Annotated in this window: 17 protein-coding genes; 2 read left to right on the top strand and 15 right to left on the bottom strand. The window is 30.7% G+C overall.

Annotated features, from left to right (window positions below; all coding sequences use genetic code 11):
- Positions 1–99 precede the first annotated feature (99 nt).
- The 9 genes from nusB to L988_RS00125 form a co-directional block, all read right to left on the bottom strand.
- Complete coding sequence (gene nusB / locus L988_RS00165) at positions 100–507, bottom strand: transcription antitermination factor NusB (RefSeq protein ID WP_047380360.1); 408 nt, start codon at positions 505–507, stop codon at positions 100–102.
- Between the two features lie 13 nt (positions 508–520).
- Positions 521–733: a DUF2273 domain-containing protein gene (locus L988_RS00160; RefSeq protein ID WP_047380359.1), complete on the bottom strand. Its 213-nt coding sequence runs from the start codon at positions 731–733 to the stop codon at positions 521–523.
- Between the two features lie 11 nt (positions 734–744).
- Complete coding sequence (amaP, locus tag L988_RS00155; RefSeq protein ID WP_047380357.1) at positions 745–1,254, bottom strand: alkaline shock response membrane anchor protein AmaP; 510 nt, start codon at positions 1,252–1,254, stop codon at positions 745–747.
- 54 nt (positions 1,255–1,308) lie between these two features.
- Positions 1,309–1,686: an Asp23/Gls24 family envelope stress response protein gene (locus L988_RS00150; protein ID WP_047380355.1), complete on the bottom strand. Its 378-nt coding sequence runs from the start codon at positions 1,684–1,686 to the stop codon at positions 1,309–1,311.
- A gap of 66 nt (positions 1,687–1,752) precedes the next feature.
- The gene (gene accC / locus L988_RS00145; protein ID WP_047380352.1) at positions 1,753–3,099 is read right to left on the bottom strand and encodes an acetyl-CoA carboxylase biotin carboxylase subunit; all 1,347 of its coding nucleotides are present in this window, start codon (positions 3,097–3,099) and stop codon (positions 1,753–1,755) included.
- Between the two features lie 13 nt (positions 3,100–3,112).
- Complete coding sequence (locus tag L988_RS00140) at positions 3,113–3,526, bottom strand: biotin/lipoyl-containing protein (RefSeq protein WP_047380350.1); 414 nt, start codon at positions 3,524–3,526, stop codon at positions 3,113–3,115.
- A 77-nt stretch (positions 3,527–3,603) separates the two neighbouring features.
- Positions 3,604–7,020 carry a DNA polymerase III subunit alpha gene (locus L988_RS00135; RefSeq protein ID WP_047380348.1) on the bottom strand — a complete coding sequence of 1,139 codons (3,417 nt, stop codon included), beginning with the start codon at positions 7,018–7,020 and terminating at the stop codon, positions 3,604–3,606.
- Complete coding sequence (locus L988_RS00130) at positions 7,017–8,210, bottom strand: MFS transporter (protein ID WP_047380346.1); 1,194 nt, start codon at positions 8,208–8,210, stop codon at positions 7,017–7,019. Before L988_RS00130 ends, L988_RS00135 begins: the two co-directional genes overlap by 4 nt.
- Before the next feature lie 243 nt (positions 8,211–8,453).
- Positions 8,454–9,278, bottom strand: a complete 825-nt coding sequence (locus tag L988_RS00125; RefSeq protein WP_047380344.1) for a methyltransferase domain-containing protein — start codon at positions 9,276–9,278, stop codon at positions 8,454–8,456.
- 91 nt (positions 9,279–9,369) lie between these two features.
- On the opposite strand from L988_RS00125, the gene L988_RS00120 reads away from it, so the two are divergent.
- Positions 9,370–9,987, top strand: coding sequence for a hypothetical protein (locus L988_RS00120; RefSeq protein WP_047380342.1), 618 nt, complete (start codon positions 9,370–9,372; stop codon positions 9,985–9,987).
- Positions 9,988–10,014: 27 nt separating this feature from the next.
- On the opposite strand, the gene L988_RS00115 is transcribed toward L988_RS00120, so the two are convergent.
- Together L988_RS00115 and pepT are read right to left on the bottom strand one after the other, a co-directional pair.
- Positions 10,015–10,284: an acylphosphatase gene (locus L988_RS00115; RefSeq protein WP_047380340.1), complete on the bottom strand. Its 270-nt coding sequence runs from the start codon at positions 10,282–10,284 to the stop codon at positions 10,015–10,017.
- Positions 10,285–10,300: 16 nt separating this feature from the next.
- Positions 10,301–11,524 (bottom strand): peptidase T, encoded by a 1,224-nt coding sequence (gene pepT / locus L988_RS00110; protein WP_047380338.1) that lies wholly within the window; start codon positions 11,522–11,524, stop codon positions 10,301–10,303.
- A 143-nt stretch (positions 11,525–11,667) separates the two neighbouring features.
- Here pepT and L988_RS00105 point away from each other — a divergent pair, with 143 nt between their 5' ends.
- Positions 11,668–12,360, top strand: coding sequence for a pseudouridine synthase (locus tag L988_RS00105; protein WP_047380337.1), 693 nt, complete (start codon positions 11,668–11,670; stop codon positions 12,358–12,360).
- A 34-nt stretch (positions 12,361–12,394) separates the two neighbouring features.
- On the opposite strand, the gene L988_RS00100 is transcribed toward L988_RS00105, so the two are convergent.
- The 4 genes from L988_RS00100 to thrS form a co-directional block, all read right to left on the bottom strand.
- Positions 12,395–13,639 carry a GntP family permease gene (locus L988_RS00100; RefSeq protein ID WP_047380336.1) on the bottom strand — a complete coding sequence of 415 codons (1,245 nt, stop codon included), beginning with the start codon at positions 13,637–13,639 and terminating at the stop codon, positions 12,395–12,397.
- A 12-nt stretch (positions 13,640–13,651) separates the two neighbouring features.
- Positions 13,652–14,803, bottom strand: coding sequence for a glycerate kinase (locus L988_RS00095; protein ID WP_047380335.1), 1,152 nt, complete (start codon positions 14,801–14,803; stop codon positions 13,652–13,654).
- A gap of 85 nt (positions 14,804–14,888) precedes the next feature.
- Complete coding sequence (locus tag L988_RS00090) at positions 14,889–15,593, bottom strand: radical SAM protein (protein WP_047380334.1); 705 nt, start codon at positions 15,591–15,593, stop codon at positions 14,889–14,891.
- Between the two features lie 64 nt (positions 15,594–15,657).
- Entirely contained in the window at positions 15,658–17,571 is a 1,914-nt protein-coding gene (thrS, locus tag L988_RS00085; protein WP_047380332.1) for a threonine--tRNA ligase, read from the bottom strand.
- Between the last annotated feature and the right edge of the window lie 15 nt (positions 17,572–17,586).

Here is a 17,586-nt window from a genome sequence, read left to right as displayed (position 1 = left end):
ATTTTTAGTGTTTTTAAGAACAATTTCAAAAAATTATAATTTCCTAAATAATAAAAAAAGAGAGATGCTATCAGATTCTAATGGCATCTCTCTAATCTATTAATTATTTTTCTCTGCTACAACTTTTGCTAAAACTCCGTTTATAAATTCGTGAGATTTCTCATCTCCATATTTTTTAGCTAACTCTACAACTTCATTTACAACAATCTCTGCTGGAACATCCTCGAATAGAATTTCATACGTAGATATTTTTAATAACGCTTTTTCTACATTTCCAATTCTTTCTAAGCTCCATCCTGTTATATTATTTTTTAAAGTTTCTACAACTTTCTCATCGTTTAATGCCATACCTTTTGAGTATTTTACAATAAACTCCTTCTCATTTGTATTTAAGTTAGTTTCATCTCTTAGCATGTAATTCTCTAAAGTTTCGTCTATTTTAACTTCTGTTAACTCCGATTCAAAAACTATTTTAAATAACTCTTCTCTTGCTACTCTTCTACTCATTACTGTTTCCTTTCTAATCCTTTAATCTATTTAATATTTGTTTTTTTAACTTCTCTTGAAAATCTCTATCTCCTAGTTTATATCCTACAAACGCTAAAATCAATATAAATATTGTTTTTAAAACTCCATACTCAACTAAAAGAATTCCAGATATTAATCCTAGAACAGCATAAAGATATCTTTTAAAATTAAGAATAAAGTTTTCAATAATTTTTTCTAACATCATTTTTGCTCCTCCTATTCAATTACATCCCTTTTTATTGATAATCTGGAAATTTTTACCTCTATATAATCAACCTTTAAATCTAGTTTTTCTTCTAAGTTACTCTTTATTAAATTCTGTATATCTACAGTTTTTGTTGATAAATTATTATTTGAAATCATATCTAAATTTAATTTAATAAAGTATTTGCTACCTCTATTCCCACAATCGATTTTTAATCCCTTTATATCACTATCTCTTGATAGTATCTCTCTAATTAGATTTTTTACTGTATCTGTTGATATATGTACTGCACCATGTTCATTTTTTATAACATAATCTTTTTCTTTTGAAAATTTTGATAATAATTTTAATACTGATATACATATGTAAGCTAAACATATATTAAAAAACACTACTTTAAATATAAGTGAGCTTGTATCTATTGTTGAAAAATATTGTGGCATTGTTATATAACCAATCCCTGCTACAGCCATAGTAAATATTCCTATCCATGCAAAGAAAAATATTATTTTTTTTATCAAGAAACTCACCCCTGTAAGAAAGATTAGAGGCGTATCAAAACGCCTCTTTTATTATTATACTATCTCAATATCTTCGTGTCTATCCTCAAACTCTTCTGTTAAAATTTTAACATCTTGAACAAAAACATTTACCTCTACAACTTTTAAACCAGTCATTGTACTCACTGCTGTTAAAACACTCTTTTGAACATTTTGAGCTACTTCTGAGATTTGGTATCCGTATTCTACTATTATATAGATTTCTACGCTACACTCTTTCTCTCCTACCTCAACTTTAACACCATTTGTAAGTCTTTTCTTTCCTAGCATTTTACTAACTTCATCTGCTACTCCACCTGCTAGTTTATAAACTCCAGAAACATCTTGTGCTGCCTTTGCTGAAATCGTCTTTACTACATCATCTGCTATTTTTATATTTCCTAACTCGTTCATAAAAACACCTCCGTAGATATTATACCTATATTATTACATTTATTTAAATTTTTTCCTAGCTATTTATTAATTTTTTTCAAAATTTTCTTCAATAAACTTAGTTGTAACTTTTCCACTTCTATATACTTTATTATCTAGAACTTCTAAATGGAATGGAATTGTAGTATCAATTCCCTCTATAATAAACTCATTTAATGCTCTTTTCATCTTTTCAATTGCTTCTTCTCTAGTAATTCCGTGAACTATAAGCTTCCCTATCATAGAATCATAATATGGTGAAATCTCATATCCTGCGTATGAATGAGAATCAACTCTTACTCCTGGTCCACCTGGAACGATATAAGTTTCTAACTTTCCTGGTGAAGGTAAAAATCCAGCTGTTGTATCTTCTGCATTTATTCTGCACTCTATTGCATGACCAAATAACACAACATCTTCTTGAGATATATTTATTCTCTCTCCTTCAGCAACTTTTATTTGTAACTTAATTATATCTATTCCTGTTACCATCTCTGTAACTGTATGTTCAACTTGAACTCTTGTGTTCATCTCCATAAAGTAGAAGTTATCATCCTTATCCACTAAGAATTCTAAAGTTCCAGCTGAATCATAACTTATTGATTTAGCTAATTTTACTGCTGCTTCTCCCATAGCCTTTCTAACTTTAGAAGGTAACTTATAAGATGGAGCTTCCTCTATTAGCTTTTGATGTCTTCTTTGAATCGAGCAGTCTCTTTCTCCTAAGTGAATTACATTTCCATGTTTGTCACCTATAATTTGAATCTCAACGTGTCTAGGATTTTCAACAAACTTTTCTATATACACATCTGGATTTCCAAACGCTGATTCTGCTTCTGTCTGAGCTGCGATGATTTTGCTTTCTAACTCTTCTGGAGTTCTAGCAAGCCTCATTCCTTTTCCGCCTCCGCCCGCAGTGGCTTTTATCATAACAGGGTATCCGATTCTCTCTTCAACCTCTTTTCTTGCATCTTCTATGCTTCTAATTATTCCTGTTCCATTTGTCAATGGAACTTCATTTTCAATAGCAGTTTTTCTTGCTGTAGCTTTATCTCCCATACTTTCAATCGCTTCTGGACTTGGTCCTATGAAAGTTATATTATGAGTTTGACATATTCTTGCGAATCTAGCATTTTCAGATAGGAATCCATATCCTGGATGGATTGCATTTGCTCCTGTTATCTCAGCTGCAGCTAATATATTTGGTATTTTTAAATACGACTCTGTACTTAAAGGCCCCCCTATACATACAGCTTCATCTGCTAACCTCACATGTAAGCTATCCTTATCCGCTTCTGAATAAACAGCAACTGTTTTTATTCCAAGCTCTTTTGCTGCTCTTATAATTCTAACAGCGATTTCACCTCTATTAGCAATTAATATCTTTTTAAACATAAAATCCTCCCGATTATCTTGCTGTAGCCTTAACTTTTAATAAAACTTTACCATAATCAACTACTCCACCATCTTTTACAGTTATCTCTAACACCTCTCCAGCTACAGTTGCTTTTAAAGGAGTTTTTAGTCCCATTACATGGATATAACCTAAATCTTGTCCAACTTTAATTTTATCTCCAACTTTAACTGAATTTTCATAGAAATATTTTCCTATTCCTGTTGATAAGATATTTTTTACATTGTCCTCTTTTTTTGAAATTTCTTTAACCGGCTGTACAACCTCTTTTGGTACTACAACTTTTCTTTGTGGAGATTTCTTTATTTTTATTTTTAAATTTTCATTTTCCTCATAACTAATCTCTGTAAGTCCACACTCACTAAGTACGCTAATTAAATCTTCTATTTGAAACTCGTCTTTCTTCATAGCTCCTCCATCAGTTTTTTATCACTTATTTTAACATAATTTAAAAAATCATTCAAGGTTACATTACAAGTGTAATTTTATCTAATTACTATACTTTTTTCACCCAATAACTCTTCAATTTTTCTTATTAAAGTTGGCGTTATCTCTACAGTTATTTTAGAATTTTTAACCTCTTTATTACCATCTATGTCGATAGCAAAACTTAAAGGTACCTCTCCTTTACTATTTAAAAGAAGCTCTTTCAAACGACTATATTTATCTTTTGATTTTTCATTTATCAATATATACATCCGATTTCTTTTTGTAAATTCTATCGAATTCAGTGATTTTATATCTTTTACAACTATTTTTTTATTTTCATTTCCATTAAAATAATCTACCTGAACTGTTCCATCTATTAAAACGGCTTTTCCTTCTAAATCAATATTCATCAAATCTCTATACTCTCTTGGAAAGATTATTCCCGATATTTGTTCATAATAGTCCTCTAAAATAAAGGTACACATCGTTTCTTTCGTTTTTTTAGTGAGTATTTTTTTCACATCCCTTAGTATACCATAAGTTTTTACTGTATGCTGAGAATTTTCTAATTTTACCTCTGAAATCTTATTCATTTTATAATTTTTTAATAACCACTCATATTTATCTAAGGGATGAGCACTATAATAAAAACCTAAAAATTCTTTTTCTTTATCCAATTTTTCATCTGCTGTGAAATCAGATAGATCTGGTAAAACAAAATTTACCATTTCAGATTTCGCTCCACCAAATAGGTTCATCTGCTGAATATCATCCTCTTTTATCTTTTTATTAGCATAATCTATAACTTTTTCTATCGATTCTATTTTCTGTTTTCTATTTCCGGGAAGCGAGTCTAGTGCTCCTGAGTATATTAGAGCTTCTATATTTTTCTTATTTAAACCTTGCCCTCTCAATCTATAAATAAAATCTTCGTATCTTAAAAAATTTCCATTTTCTTCAAACTCAAATTTTATTTTTTCTGCTAAACTTTCTCCAACATTTTTTATAGCAGCTAAAGAAAATCTTATCCCACCATTTTCAACTGTAAATTTAGAAACTGGATTATTCACGTCTGAAAGTTTTAAATCGATTTTATGAGCTTTCGCATCCTCTATATAAAATGCTACATTTTCAACATTACTTTTTTCTGATGTCATTATAGATGCATAGTATTCCTCTGGATAAAAATATTTAAAGTAAGCTGTCCAGTAAGCTATAAGAGCATATGCCGCTGAATGGGATTTATTGAATCCATATCCTGCAAATTTATCAATTAAGTAGAATATCTCCTCAGCTTTTTCTTTTGTGTATCCATTCTCAATAGATCTCTGAACAAATTTCTCTCTATTTTCATCCATTATAGAAGCCTGTTTTTTTCCCATGGCTCTTCTTAATAAATCTGCTTCCCCTAATGAATAGTTAGCCATTATATTCGCTATTTTCATTACCTGCTCTTGATACAGAATAACACCATAAGTTTCCTTTAAAACTTTCTCTAAACTTTCATGTGGATACTTTATCTCCTCTAAGCCATTTTTACAATTTATAAAACTTTCTACCATTCCTGATCCTAAAGGACCCGGTCTATACAATGCTAATAAAGCTATTACATCTTCAAATCTTTCTGGTTTTAATTGAATCAAAATCTTTCTTATTCCTGTTGATTCTAATTGAAAGACACCTAGACTATCTCCTCTAGAAAGCATATCATAAACTTCTTTTTCGTTTAAAGATATTTTCTCTAAAGTTATATCTTTTCCTCTACTCTCTTTTATATACTCGATTGTTCTTTGAAGGTTTGTTAAATTTCTCAAACCTAAAAAGTCCATTTTTAATAGACCCAACTCCTCTAACTCTTTCATCTGATATTGAGTTGATACAGTATTATCTTTATTATCTCCATATAAAGGAACAACATCCATTAACGGATCTTTAGTTATTACTACTCCTGCAGCATGTATTGAAGCATGTCTAACTTTATTTTCTAATCTTTGAGATAAATCAATCAAATTTCTAATCTCAGAGTCTTCAGAATAAATCTCTCTCAACTCAGAATTTTCTCTCAAAGCTTCTGCTAACGTTGAAAATGCTGGGATCAACTTAGCTATCTTATCAACCTTTGCCAAATTTACATCTAAAACCCTCCCAACATCTCTCAAAGCTGCTCTAGCTTTCATTCTTCCAAAAGTTATAATCTGAGCAACTTTATCCTCTCCATACTTTTTAGTAACATAGTCTATAACTTCACTTCTTCTCTCTTGGCAAATATCTATATCTATATCTGGCATTGAAATTCTCTCTGGATTTAAAAATCTTTCAAAAATCAGATTATATTTTATTGGATCTAAATCTGTTATTTTCAATGCATATGCAACCAAACTTCCTGCCGCCGAACCTCTTCCAGGTCCAATTGGAATATTTTTACCTTTCGCATAAGCTATGAAATCCCATACAACTATAAAATATTCCTCATATCCCATTTTTAAAATAACTTCTAACTCATATTCTACTCTTTTTAATAACTCTTCACTTAGTCCTGCTGGATACCTTTCAGCTAATCCTTTATAAACAATCTTTCTTAAAAATTCAGCAGAATTTTTTACACAACTAGGTATTTCATATTTAGGAAACTTAAGCTCTCCAAATTCTAAACTCAAATTACATCTATCTGCTATCTCCTCTGTTGTATCAATTGCTTCGATATATTCATCTCCTAAAGAACTTATCATCTCCGCTCTACTTTTTAAAAATAACTCTTTTGTTTCGATCTTCATTCTATTATTATCTGCAACTTTTGCTCCAGTTTGAATACAGATAACTAAATCTTGAAGAACATGATCTCCTTCATAAACATAATGAGTATCATTAGTTGCAGCACATTTTAAACCATGCTTTTTGGCATATCTATTTAGCTCTCTATTTAGTTCTATTTGACCTTCAACTCCATTACCTTGAAGTTCAATATAAAAATTTTCTTTTCCAAATATATCTATATACTCATTTATCTTATTATCTATAATCTCTTCGGGTTCATTTCCTAAAATAGCTCTAGATATCTCTCCCTGCATACAAGCGGATAAAGCAATTATCCCCTCACTATGTGCTTTTAAAAACTCTTTATCTATACGCGGTCTATAATAAAATCCCTTCAAAAATCCCGTCGATGATATCTTTAAAAGATTTTTATATCCCGTTAAATTTCTAGCTAATAATATAAGATGAAAATTCCGCCCCTCTTTCTTATCCATAGCAAATTCAGAAACATAAGCTTCTGTTCCTATTATCGGCTTTATTCCTCTACTCATTGCACTTTTATAAAACTCAATAGCTCCAAACATATTTCCATGATCTGTTATCGCCATTGCCCTCATATTCAATTCTTTAGCTCTATCTAAATATTCATCTATCTTTCCAACCCCATCTAGAAGACTGTACTCTGTGTGTAGATGCAAATGAACAAAATTTTTACTCATTCAATCCCTCCTCTTAATGGTTTTTTTTCTGCTTTAAAACTTCTATAAAAAATAACGGTTCCTATTAAATATAATATTACTGTTATATAATATGGCGCTGTATACGAAACATTTTCCATTAAATATCCAGCTACTATCATACTTAAGGCTCTTGTTGCATTAGATGACATAGATATAACACTACTCATCAAAGCTCTATTTTCATACTCTACAGTTTCTAGAGATATATTCTGAATAAGTGGTTGATTTAAATTCATTAATGTTGATCTTAAAAAAAATGATAAACCCATCACAAAAATCCCTTGCGGAAATGCTATCGAAATTAAAAATGGAATTGATAATAGCTGACAAACAACAACCGTCATTTCTCTTCCAAGAAGTTTAGATATATACGGTACTAAAAATCCCCCTAAAACCAACCCTAATTGTGATAACCCCATTATAATTCCAACTTTTTCATTATCTATATTAAGTGCGAATTTTAAATAGACACTGAAAAATGGGATTACTAAGCCTGCTCCAAATCCTATAACAGTATTGTAAACTACAAATTTCAATGCATTTCCACTCATTACCTCTTTAAAACCTTTAAAAAAATTTCTCTCTTTATTTTTTTTTAACTTATCAATATCATTTAATCCTAATAATGGATAAAATCCTAATAAAATTATAAAAACACATAGTAGATAAAGCAGTGGAATTGCCTTATCTATGGCAAAAATCTTTCCAAAAGTCTTAATCAAAATTCCTGCAAAATAACTTGCAAAAACCGTTCCCAAGCTTTGAACAATAAAATTCTTACTAAAAACCTTTACTCTTTCATTTTCAACTGAGTTTTCTATCAATAAAACACCAATTGATGAAAAAGGAAATCCATAACCTATTCCCATTAAACTAGAAAATATTTTTATAAAAAATGGATTTTTTATGAATCCAACTCCTAAAATACCTACTGACATCAAAACTAAACCAAAAGAAATAGTTTTTTTCAAACCAACTTTTGAACTAAAGTACGCATTCAACATCGATCCAACAGCTATCGATAAACTTCCTAAAGATAAAACCTGACCAATAACACTTTCTCCATAGCCCAACGTTTTTATATGAATACCTGTAAATACATTATAAACCCCTAAAACTATCGACGATGTTAATAAATTAATAAAAATTATTCTTTCTATCTGTTTCAACTTTAATCCCCCCTAAAATTGACCTAATATATTATACAATATAAATTTACAAAAAAAAATAGCAACAACCTATTTATTAAATACAAAAAAAAGAAACGGCCTTCTGGGGGGGATAGAAGGCCGTCTACAGGGGGGGATTAAATAATACTTTTATTAAGTATAAAGTCTTTTTTGTAATTAAAAACTTACTATTTTCTAATTACACTTTTTTGACGCGAGTCTTCTCAAAAAAGTTTTATTTTTTTATTTTTTTTCAAAAATATCTATATTTACCTCTACTGTTGTTTTTAGTTTATTTAAAAGAAATAATTTCTCAACACCTTTTTGTGGACTTCTCCATCTATATGGTGTCATATTGAAAAGATTTTCAATACTCTGTTGCTCTAATATTTCTGTTTGATACTTTACATTCACTTTTTCTAAATGAGAGAAAATATTTAAATCTTCAATCGGTGAATAAAACTCTTTTCTAACAACATCATAAACTACCTCTTTCAATTCTAAAAGATGATTTTCTCCTGTCGAAACTATTATTAGCTTTCCACCTTTTTTTAAAGTTCTCATTTTTTCTTCTGGGATTATTTTAGCAAACATACATATTATAAAATCTAAAGATTCATCTTCTATTGGTAAAGAGCTTGCACTAGCAACAATCCATTCTATATTTTTATATGATTTTGCTGCAGATATAACAGCCTCCTTTGATATATCTATTCCCACTATCTCATTTTTTACACCTAGATCATTTAAAAAATTTTTTAATCTATTTGTGTAATAACCTTCTCCACAACCTATATCTAAAATTTTTATATCTTTCTTTTCTCCGAGTTCTTTTTTCACTATCTCATTTACTCCATTTGATATACCTTCGTAATAACCTTTCTCTAAGTAGTTTTTTCTACTTAAAACCATCTCTTTACTATCTCCTGGAAGCTTACTATTTTTTTGATTAGACAATAATAAATTTACATGTCCAAATTTAGAGACATCAAAGTTATGATTTCCTTCACATATATATTTTCTTTCAATCTTTTGCATTTTCTTATTACAAACTGGACAAATTATCATTTTATATACCTCACTAATTTTTTTATCTTCTATATATTATATCATAGATTTTATGTTATAATATCTAAAAAATGATGGTGGTGATTATATTATGAAAGAAAACTTTTTCAACAACTTTATTGTTAATTTCTATGACAAAATTGAAACTGAATTCGAATCATTAATGAAAAAAGAAAAGGCAAAAAAACTATCTGTCTTAAATTTAGAGGTTGATGCTATCGACTATTTAGATGGTAGTAAAACTCCAATTATAGAAACAATAAAAGAGGGAGAACACGGTATCGAGATTTTTTTAAAAAATAAAGATATGATTCCTTCGGCTTATAGCATTGAAGATATTTTCCATTCATTCTCTTTAGCTGTTTTAGCTGATAAACTTATAAAAAAAGATAGATATGTTAAAATTTTAGAAGATTTTTATGTGCAGTCTGAAGAATTAGTTAAAGATCACCTTAAACATTTAAATGTAAAAACTTTATCTATTACAGAGGATGAATACGAAGTTTTAGCTATTTCTAAAGCTTCTGGAGCATATAAAGTTGGAGCCGGAATTGTAAAAGAGATTTTCCTTAACAATGATAGAGTTTTCTTTAATATTGATGGATATGATGAAGAGCTTATAACAGCTCATATTGTTGAGTGTAGTGCTGCTGATTTAGCAATGCTTTTAAACAATATTCTTTTCCCTGAAAATGTAGAAGAAATATAAAAAAAAGCGATAGATTTCTATCGCTTTTTAATATTTACTTTTGAACTCTTCAAACTTTTCAGTATCCAAAATAGATTCCTCGATACTCGTAACTTTACTCATTATCGAACCTATTTTTAAATACTTTTTAAAGTTTTGAATAATAATGTCCTCTCCCTGAGCAAAAACTTCCACGTCACCATTAGATAAATTTTTTACAACACCCTTAACTCCAAGTCTTTGAGCATTAAGCTGAGTAGTTATTCTATATCCAACACCTTGAACCCTACCTTTAACTAAAAAATGATATGTTTTCATTTTTCCTCCTCGAATACTATCTCGTCATAATTTCTACAATTTTTAAAATTACTTGTACTGATTTCTCCATAGATTGGAAAGGTATAAACTCAAATTTTCCATGGAAATTATGTCCACCTGTAAATATATTTGGACAAGGTAATCCTTTGAACGATAATCTAGCTCCGTCAGTTCCACCTCTAATTGGCTTTATAATCGGCTTTACTCCAACTTCTAACATAGCTTCTTTGGCTAAATCCACAATATGATAAACTGGTTCTATCATCTCTCTCATATTATAATAGCTATCTGTCATTGTTAAAATAAGTTCAGCATCAGAATATTTTCCTGCTAAATAGTTTACTGCGTTCTCTATCAAACTCTTCTTTTCTAAGAACTTCTCTTTCGAATGATCTCTTATTATATAATCTATCTCTGTTAACTCAATTGTTCCTTTAAAATTTGTTAATAAGAAGAATCCTTCATATCCTTCTGTATACTCTGGTCTTTCACTAACAGGAAGCATCGCATTTAATTCCATAGCTAATAACATCGCATTTATCATTTTATTCTTTGAAGCTCCTGGATGTATATCTCTTCCTTTAATAACTATATTTGCTGAAGCTGCATTGAAATTCTCAAACTCTAATTCTCCAATTTCTCCACCATCAATCGTATATGCAAACTTTGCCCCAAATTTTTCTACATCAAATAGATTTGCTCCTCTTCCAATCTCTTCATCAGGAGTTATTCCTATTTTAATCTCTCCATGCTCAATCTCTGGATTATCTTTTAAAAATTTTAAAGCTGTCATAATCTCTACTATTCCAGCTTTATCATCCGCTCCTAAAAGAGTCGTTCCATCTGTTACAATTAAAGTTTGATCTATATATTTTTTTAACTCTGGAAAATCTTTAGTTTGCATAACGATATCTAATTCTTTATTTAAAACTATATTTTCTCCATCATATTTTTCTATTATTCTAGGTTTAACATCTGTTCCGTTAAACGATGGTGCTGTATCCATATGAGCTATAAATCCAATTGTTGGAATCTCTTTTTTCGAATTTGATGGTAGCGTCCCCATAATATATCCATTTTCATCTAATGATATATCCACTAATCCAATCTCTTCTAAATCTTTAACTATTACTTTAGCTAAATCCCACTGAATCTCTGTACTCGGACATGTTTTACTCTTAGCATCCGCTGTTGTATCAATCTGCACATATTGTAAAAACTTTTCTAATAAAAAACTCATCTTTCCTCCCAAAACCTCTTTATTGTTTAACATATATATAAATTAACATAATTTGTCCAAAAAAATAGTCTCTTTTGCAAAAATATCAAAAATATGTTACCATCTTATGATAGAAAATAAAATTTGTGAGGTTGAAATTAAAGTTGAAATTAAGATTAGAAAAATACTTAGTTGAATGTGGTGTGGCTAGTAGAAGAAAGATAAAGAAAGCTGTTGCTGAAGGCAGAGTCACTGTTAATGGGTTAGTTGAGGTAAATGATGCAACTGAAGTTGAATGGGGAATAGATACCATTACTTTCGACGGAGTTATTCCTAAGAAAAAAGAACTAAAATACTATATTATGTATAAAGTTGCTGGTTACATAACCGCAATGGAGGATATGAATAAAAAAACTGTTGCTGAACTTCTCCCTGACTTTGTAGATAAAAGATCTGTCTCACCTGTTGGAAGACTCGATAAAGATACTGAAGGACTTTTGCTTTTTACAAGTGATGGTGATTTAAGTTATACAATGGCTCACCCAGATAAAAAGATGGAAAAAACATACTATGTCGAATTAGATAGAGAAATTTCTGAAGAAGATATTTTAGCTCTTGAAACAGGAGTAAAATTAGATACTGATTATACATCTCTTCCAAGTAAAGTTGAGTATTTAACTTCTAAAAGTATTCATTTAACAATTACAGAAGGAAAATATCATCAAGTAAAAAAAATGCTTAAAGCTGTAAAAAATAAAGTTATCTATCTAAAAAGAGTTCAATTTGGAAATTTAACTCTCGACGGAATGAATCCAGGAGATGTAAAGGAAATTTTTAGAGAAGATATTGATATATAAAAAAGCTGGAAATTTATCCAGCTTTTTTTACACTCTATCCTATTACTAAATATGTTAAAAATGAAGATAAAGCTAATACAAATCCAATTGCAGATTCATACGGTATTAGCTTTAATCTCTCTTCTAATTTCATACTGCACGCTCCACCTGTACTATGGAAAAATGACCCATGAGGTAGATGGTCTAAAACTGTTGCTCCAGAGTTCACCATTGCCGCACCCCAAACAGCACTAACCCCTGCTGCTAAAATTGCACCCGAGAAAGTTGCTGATGCTATTGTTGCTCCTGCTGTTGTTGATGCCGTCGCTCCAGACATTAATGCCCCTGCTATCGGTGCAATAAGTCTATCGCTTATATTAGCTTTTCCTAACAGAGAAAGTATAACATCTTTCAATGTAGAGTTTTTAATTATTCCGGCTACCGTTCCTGTTCCTACTAAAAGAATTGCCACTCCAGACATTTTTTGAAGTCCATACTCCATAGATTCCTTTAATTTCGCTGTTTTTCCCATGAAAACTATTCCAACTAAACCACCTACTGGTAAAGCAATAAGAGGATCTACATTTATACCAGCTATCGGTCTTAGAGCCAGTAAAGTTATTGTCACAAGAGGTCCTACAATACTTCCAAAGAATGATGGCAACTCTCCTTTTTCTTCAATATTTTCTATCTCTATAACTTTTTCTCCTTTTTCAACCAACAGATTTGCTATTAAAATCGTTGCAATTAAACCTATCAATGCTGGAACTATATTTACCCACATAACTGACGAAAGTGAAGCCCCAAAATTTTCAGCTGATGCTATTGTATTCGGATTTGGAGATATTATATTTCCACATTTTCCTCCTCCAATCATAGCTAATAGCATGGCCATTTTTGACATTTTCAATCTTCTTGCTATAGCTAAAGCTATTGGTGACACTGTTATAACAGCAACGTCAATAAATACACCTATTGCTGTTAATATAAGCGCTGATAACGCAAGTGCTAAGATCGCTCTTTTTTCACCTAACTTATCTATTATTGTTTCCGCTATTTTTGTTGCTGCTTCTGTTTTTATAAGTATTCCTGCTAATATACCCGCTGTTAAGATTCTAACAATCGCTGGAGTAACATCCTTTACTCCACTTATCATTAAATTTACCGTTTCAGGAAGAGATACTCCTCCTGCTAACCCACCTATAACGGCTCCTAATATCAAGCTATATGCTGGATTAGCTTTTCTTATAATTAAAATTATTGCAATTATTAGTCCTAATACTGCTCCAAATGCTGTCATTTTTCCTCCCTACTACTTAGAATATTTTTTCTCACAAACTTTAATCAATCTAAATATCTCTTCTGAATTTCCTTTTACAAATTTATATGCGATCTCTTTTTTCATAGCTTCTTCTAATAAAATTGGATAATTTATTATTGAAAAGAAACTATCTATTCCTTTTTCATGAGTTTGAACAGCATCATCTGTTAATCCTCCAGCTAAAGCTATAACTGGTATATCAAATTTTTTAGCTATCTTTGCTACACCTACAGGAGCTTTCCCCATTGCTGTTTGAAGATCTAATCTTCCTTCACCTGTTATCACAAAATCTGCATTTGATAACTCTTGCTCTAATCCAACTTTTTCTAAAATCATATCTATTCCAGGAGATAATTTTCCGTTTAAAAATGCAACTAGTCCTCCTCCTAATCCTCCCGCAGCTCCTGCTCCAGAAAGATTTGATACATCGATTCCTGTTTCTTTTTTTATAACTTCAGATAAATCTTTTAATCCTTTATCTAAATCTTTAACCATCTCTTCTGTGGCACCTTTTTGTCTTGAATATATCTCTGCTGCACCTCTTGGTCCGTAGAAAGGATTATCTACATCACATGCAATTAGAAATTTACAATCATCTAGCTCTTTCATTTTTGATGATGAATCAACAAATCTAACTTTTGATAAAATCTCACCACCAAAACCTAATTCGTTTCTATTTTCATCTAAAATCTTAAAACCTAAAGCTTGAAGCATACCTAGCCCGGCATCATTTGTTGCGCTTCCTCCAATTCCTATGACAAATTCACGACACCCTTTTAATATAGCATCTTTTATCAATTCTCCAGTTCCATATGTTGTTGTCTTCATAGGATTTCTTTTCTCTGTTGGAATAAGTGGTAATCCTGAAGCTTCCGCCATCTCTATAACTGCAGTTCCATCTCCCATTATCCCATACTTTGATTCTATTTTTTCCATCAGCGGATTATTAACTAAAACTTTAACAATTTTTCCATCTGTTCCTTCTACTAATGAAGAAACTGTCCCCTCTCCACCATCAGCTATTGGAACTTTAACTATCTCTGCATCCGAATATACTTTTCTTACTCCTTCTTCTATTGCACTCCCTAGTTCAAAAGAACTTAAACTACCTTTAAAAGAATCTATCGCAATAACTACTTTCATATCTTCCTCCTAAATTAAATTTTTCGTATGTATTTTACTCTCTTCATTCTGTATATCCTTTTTCTAATTTTTTAGGAATAGATTATTACTGTTCAAAAACTCCTAGATCTTTATTGTCTATCAATAACTCAACTCTTGGATCATCTTGTAGATGAGCATACTTTTGAATAAACCATTTTACTAACTCTTCATCTCTTTTTACTTCAGTTCCATTATTTATAAATATATTTATTGTTATACTTTTAAAATATTTCAATCCTAGTTCGATATCTCTATCTATCATCTCTTTAGTTTGACCTTTAACACAGATTAGAAGACAAACAGAATATAATTTTTGACTTAAATCCTCTATTTCAACAGTTCCAACTTTGAAATTTTTTCCGTAAGAGTGTATTCTAAAATCATTATCAAATGTTTCCATTCCCATTCTAAATCTTATATCTATCCCTTTGAAAAACTCTTTAATCTCATTCAACCTATTTTTATATCCATAATAGATTTCAAAGTAAAGTAGTTTTATATTTTTTGCTAAAACAACCTCTCTTATCTTTTCTAAAGTTGATTCTGGAAGTTCAAATACAGAACCCGAATTAATAACCTCTAAGGCTCCAAATTCGCCTGTTACCTCTTCTAAAGTTTCTATATTCACTTTTTGAATCTCATCTAAATCTGTTGAGTTATCCTCTATATAGTTACAAAATTTACACTTTCCATACTTACAAGGCAATCCTTTTAACAAAACAATCTCTCTTTTATTTTTATTTTCAATCTTACTATATCTAATTCCCATTTCTCTCTCCTAATATATTTTTAAGTGGAAAAAGAGCAGGAAAAAATTCCTGCTCATAATTTAATTAGTTATTAAATTTTGGTGTTGCTTCGTCTTTTATCATCTCTACGAAGCTTTCTAATGACATTGACTCTTGGTTTTGAGAACCAAATCTTCTAATGTTCACTTCTCTATTTTCAACTTCATTTTTACCAATAATTAATTGTACAGGTACTTTATATTTTCCGTTAGCTTCTCTAATTTTGTATCCGATAGATTCAGCTCTTGTATCTATTTCAACTCTGATTCCTTCAGATTTTAATATTGATACTAACTCTTTTGCATAAGGTACAACATCATCATTTATTGTTAATACCTTAACTTGACATGGTGCTAACCAAGTTGGGAATGCTCCTGCATAGTGCTCGATTAATATTCCCATGAATCTCTCTAATGAACCATAAACAACTCTATGAATCATTACTGGTCTATGCTTCTCTCCATCTTCTCCAACATAAGAGATATCAAATCTCTCTGGTAAGTTGAAGTCTAATTGGATAGTTCCACATTGCCAAGTTCTTCCGATAGCATCCTTTATTTTGAAGTCTAGCTTCGGACCATAGAATGCTCCATCCCCTGGATTTAATTTATAATCTCTTCCTAACTTCTTTAAAGCTCCCTCTAAAGCTGATTCAGCTTTATCCCAAATCTCTTGAGATCCAATAGCTTTTTCTGGTCTTGTAGATAACTCGATTGCATATTCGAATCCGAATAGCCCTCTGTAGAATTTATCTATTAAGTTTACTACTCCAATAATCTCATCTTCGATTTGTTCTGGAGTCATAAATATATGAGCGTCATCTTGTGTAAAGTTTCTTACTCTCATTAATCCATGAAGTGCTCCTGAGAACTCATGTCTATGAACGATTCCTAACTCTCCAGCTCTGATTGGTAAATCTTTATATGAATGCATTCCATGCTTGTAAACTAAAACTCCACCTGGACAGTTCATAGGTTTTATAGCGAATTCAGTTTCATCAATCTCTGATGTATACATATTCTCTCTATAGTTCATCCAGTGTCCTGAAGTTTCCCATAACTCTTTATTTAACATGATAGGAGTTTGAATCATTTCATATCCAGCTTTCTCATGCTCTCTTCTCCATAAATCTGTTAATACATTTCTCATTTTCATACCGTTTGGTAAGAAGAACGGGAATCCTGGTCCGAAGTCACTTGTAAAGAATAACTCTAACTCTTTACCTAATCTTCTATGATCTCTTTTTTCAGCTTCCTCTAAGAACTTTAAGTGAGCTTTTAATTGAGGTTCAGTTGCGAAAGCAAATCCATAGATTCTTTGTAACATTTTGTTATTAGAATCCCCTCTCCAGTAAGCTCCAGCTACTGACTTTAATTTGAAAGCTTTTAAGTAAGATGTAGATGGAACATGTGGTCCTCTACATAAATCGATAAAATCTCCTTGCTTATAGAATGTTAACATTTCGTTAGCTGGAATACTCTCGATTATCTCAACTTTATAAGTTTCTCCAAGGTTTTTGAAGTGCTCAATAGCTTCCTCTCTAACCATTTCTATTCTTTCAACTTTTATATTTTCTTTAACTATTTTTTTCATCTCAGCTTCGATTTTTTCTAAATCTTCATCTGTGAATTGATTTTCAGGATCGAAATCATAATAGAATCCATTCTCTATTGATGGACCTATTGCAACTTTTGTTCCAGGGAATAATCTTATAACTGCTTGTGCCAATAAGTGAGCAGTTGAATGCTTTATGATCTCTTCTCCATCCTCTGTTTCTGGAGTTATGATTTCAATATTAGCATCTCTATCTAATACGTAGCTCATATCTACTTCTTTTCCATCTACTTTTGCTCCAATAGCTTTTTTAGCTAAAGAGTTACTGATTGATTTTGCAATCTCAAACATATTTACACTGTTTTCAAACTCTTTTATATCTCCACTTGGTAATATTACTCTCATGTTTTTCTCCTTTTC

This window comes from Cetobacterium sp. ZWU0022 (genome assembly GCF_000800875.1).
Taxonomy (GTDB): domain Bacteria; phylum Fusobacteriota; class Fusobacteriia; order Fusobacteriales; family Fusobacteriaceae; genus Cetobacterium_A.
This window is presented reverse-complemented; position numbering and strand designations above follow the sequence as displayed.

What these genes read in the sequence shown, in the direction of transcription:
- L988_RS00150 (WP_047380355.1), bottom strand. Translation starts at nt 1,686, where the DNA reads ATGAACGAGTTAGGAAATATAAAAATAGCAGATGATGTAGTAAAGACG.
- L988_RS00160 (WP_047380359.1), bottom strand. Translation starts at nt 733, where the DNA reads ATGATGTTAGAAAAAATTATTGAAAACTTTATTCTTAATTTTAAAAGA.
- L988_RS00125 (WP_047380344.1), bottom strand. Translation starts at nt 9,278, where the DNA reads ATGATAATTTGTCCAGTTTGTAATAAGAAAATGCAAAAGATTGAAAGA.
- thrS (WP_047380332.1), bottom strand. Translation starts at nt 17,571, where the DNA reads ATGAGAGTAATATTACCAAGTGGAGATATAAAAGAGTTTGAAAACAGT.
- L988_RS00100 (WP_047380336.1), bottom strand. Translation starts at nt 13,639, where the DNA reads ATGACAGCATTTGGAGCAGTATTAGGACTAATAATTGCAATAATTTTA.
- L988_RS00135 (WP_047380348.1), bottom strand. Translation starts at nt 7,020, where the DNA reads ATGAGTAAAAATTTTGTTCATTTGCATCTACACACAGAGTACAGTCTT.
- accC (WP_047380352.1), bottom strand. Translation starts at nt 3,099, where the DNA reads ATGTTTAAAAAGATATTAATTGCTAATAGAGGTGAAATCGCTGTTAGA.
- pepT (WP_047380338.1), bottom strand. Translation starts at nt 11,524, where the DNA reads ATGAGTTTTTTATTAGAAAAGTTTTTACAATATGTGCAGATTGATACA.
- L988_RS00090 (WP_047380334.1), bottom strand. Translation starts at nt 15,593, where the DNA reads ATGGGAATTAGATATAGTAAGATTGAAAATAAAAATAAAAGAGAGATT.
- L988_RS00120 (WP_047380342.1), top strand. Translation starts at nt 9,370, where the DNA reads ATGAAAGAAAACTTTTTCAACAACTTTATTGTTAATTTCTATGACAAA.
- L988_RS00095 (WP_047380335.1), bottom strand. Translation starts at nt 14,803, where the DNA reads ATGAAAGTAGTTATTGCGATAGATTCTTTTAAAGGTAGTTTAAGTTCT.
- L988_RS00115 (WP_047380340.1), bottom strand. Translation starts at nt 10,284, where the DNA reads ATGAAAACATATCATTTTTTAGTTAAAGGTAGGGTTCAAGGTGTTGGA.
- L988_RS00140 (WP_047380350.1), bottom strand. Translation starts at nt 3,526, where the DNA reads ATGAAGAAAGACGAGTTTCAAATAGAAGATTTAATTAGCGTACTTAGT.
- nusB (WP_047380360.1), bottom strand. Translation starts at nt 507, where the DNA reads ATGAGTAGAAGAGTAGCAAGAGAAGAGTTATTTAAAATAGTTTTTGAA.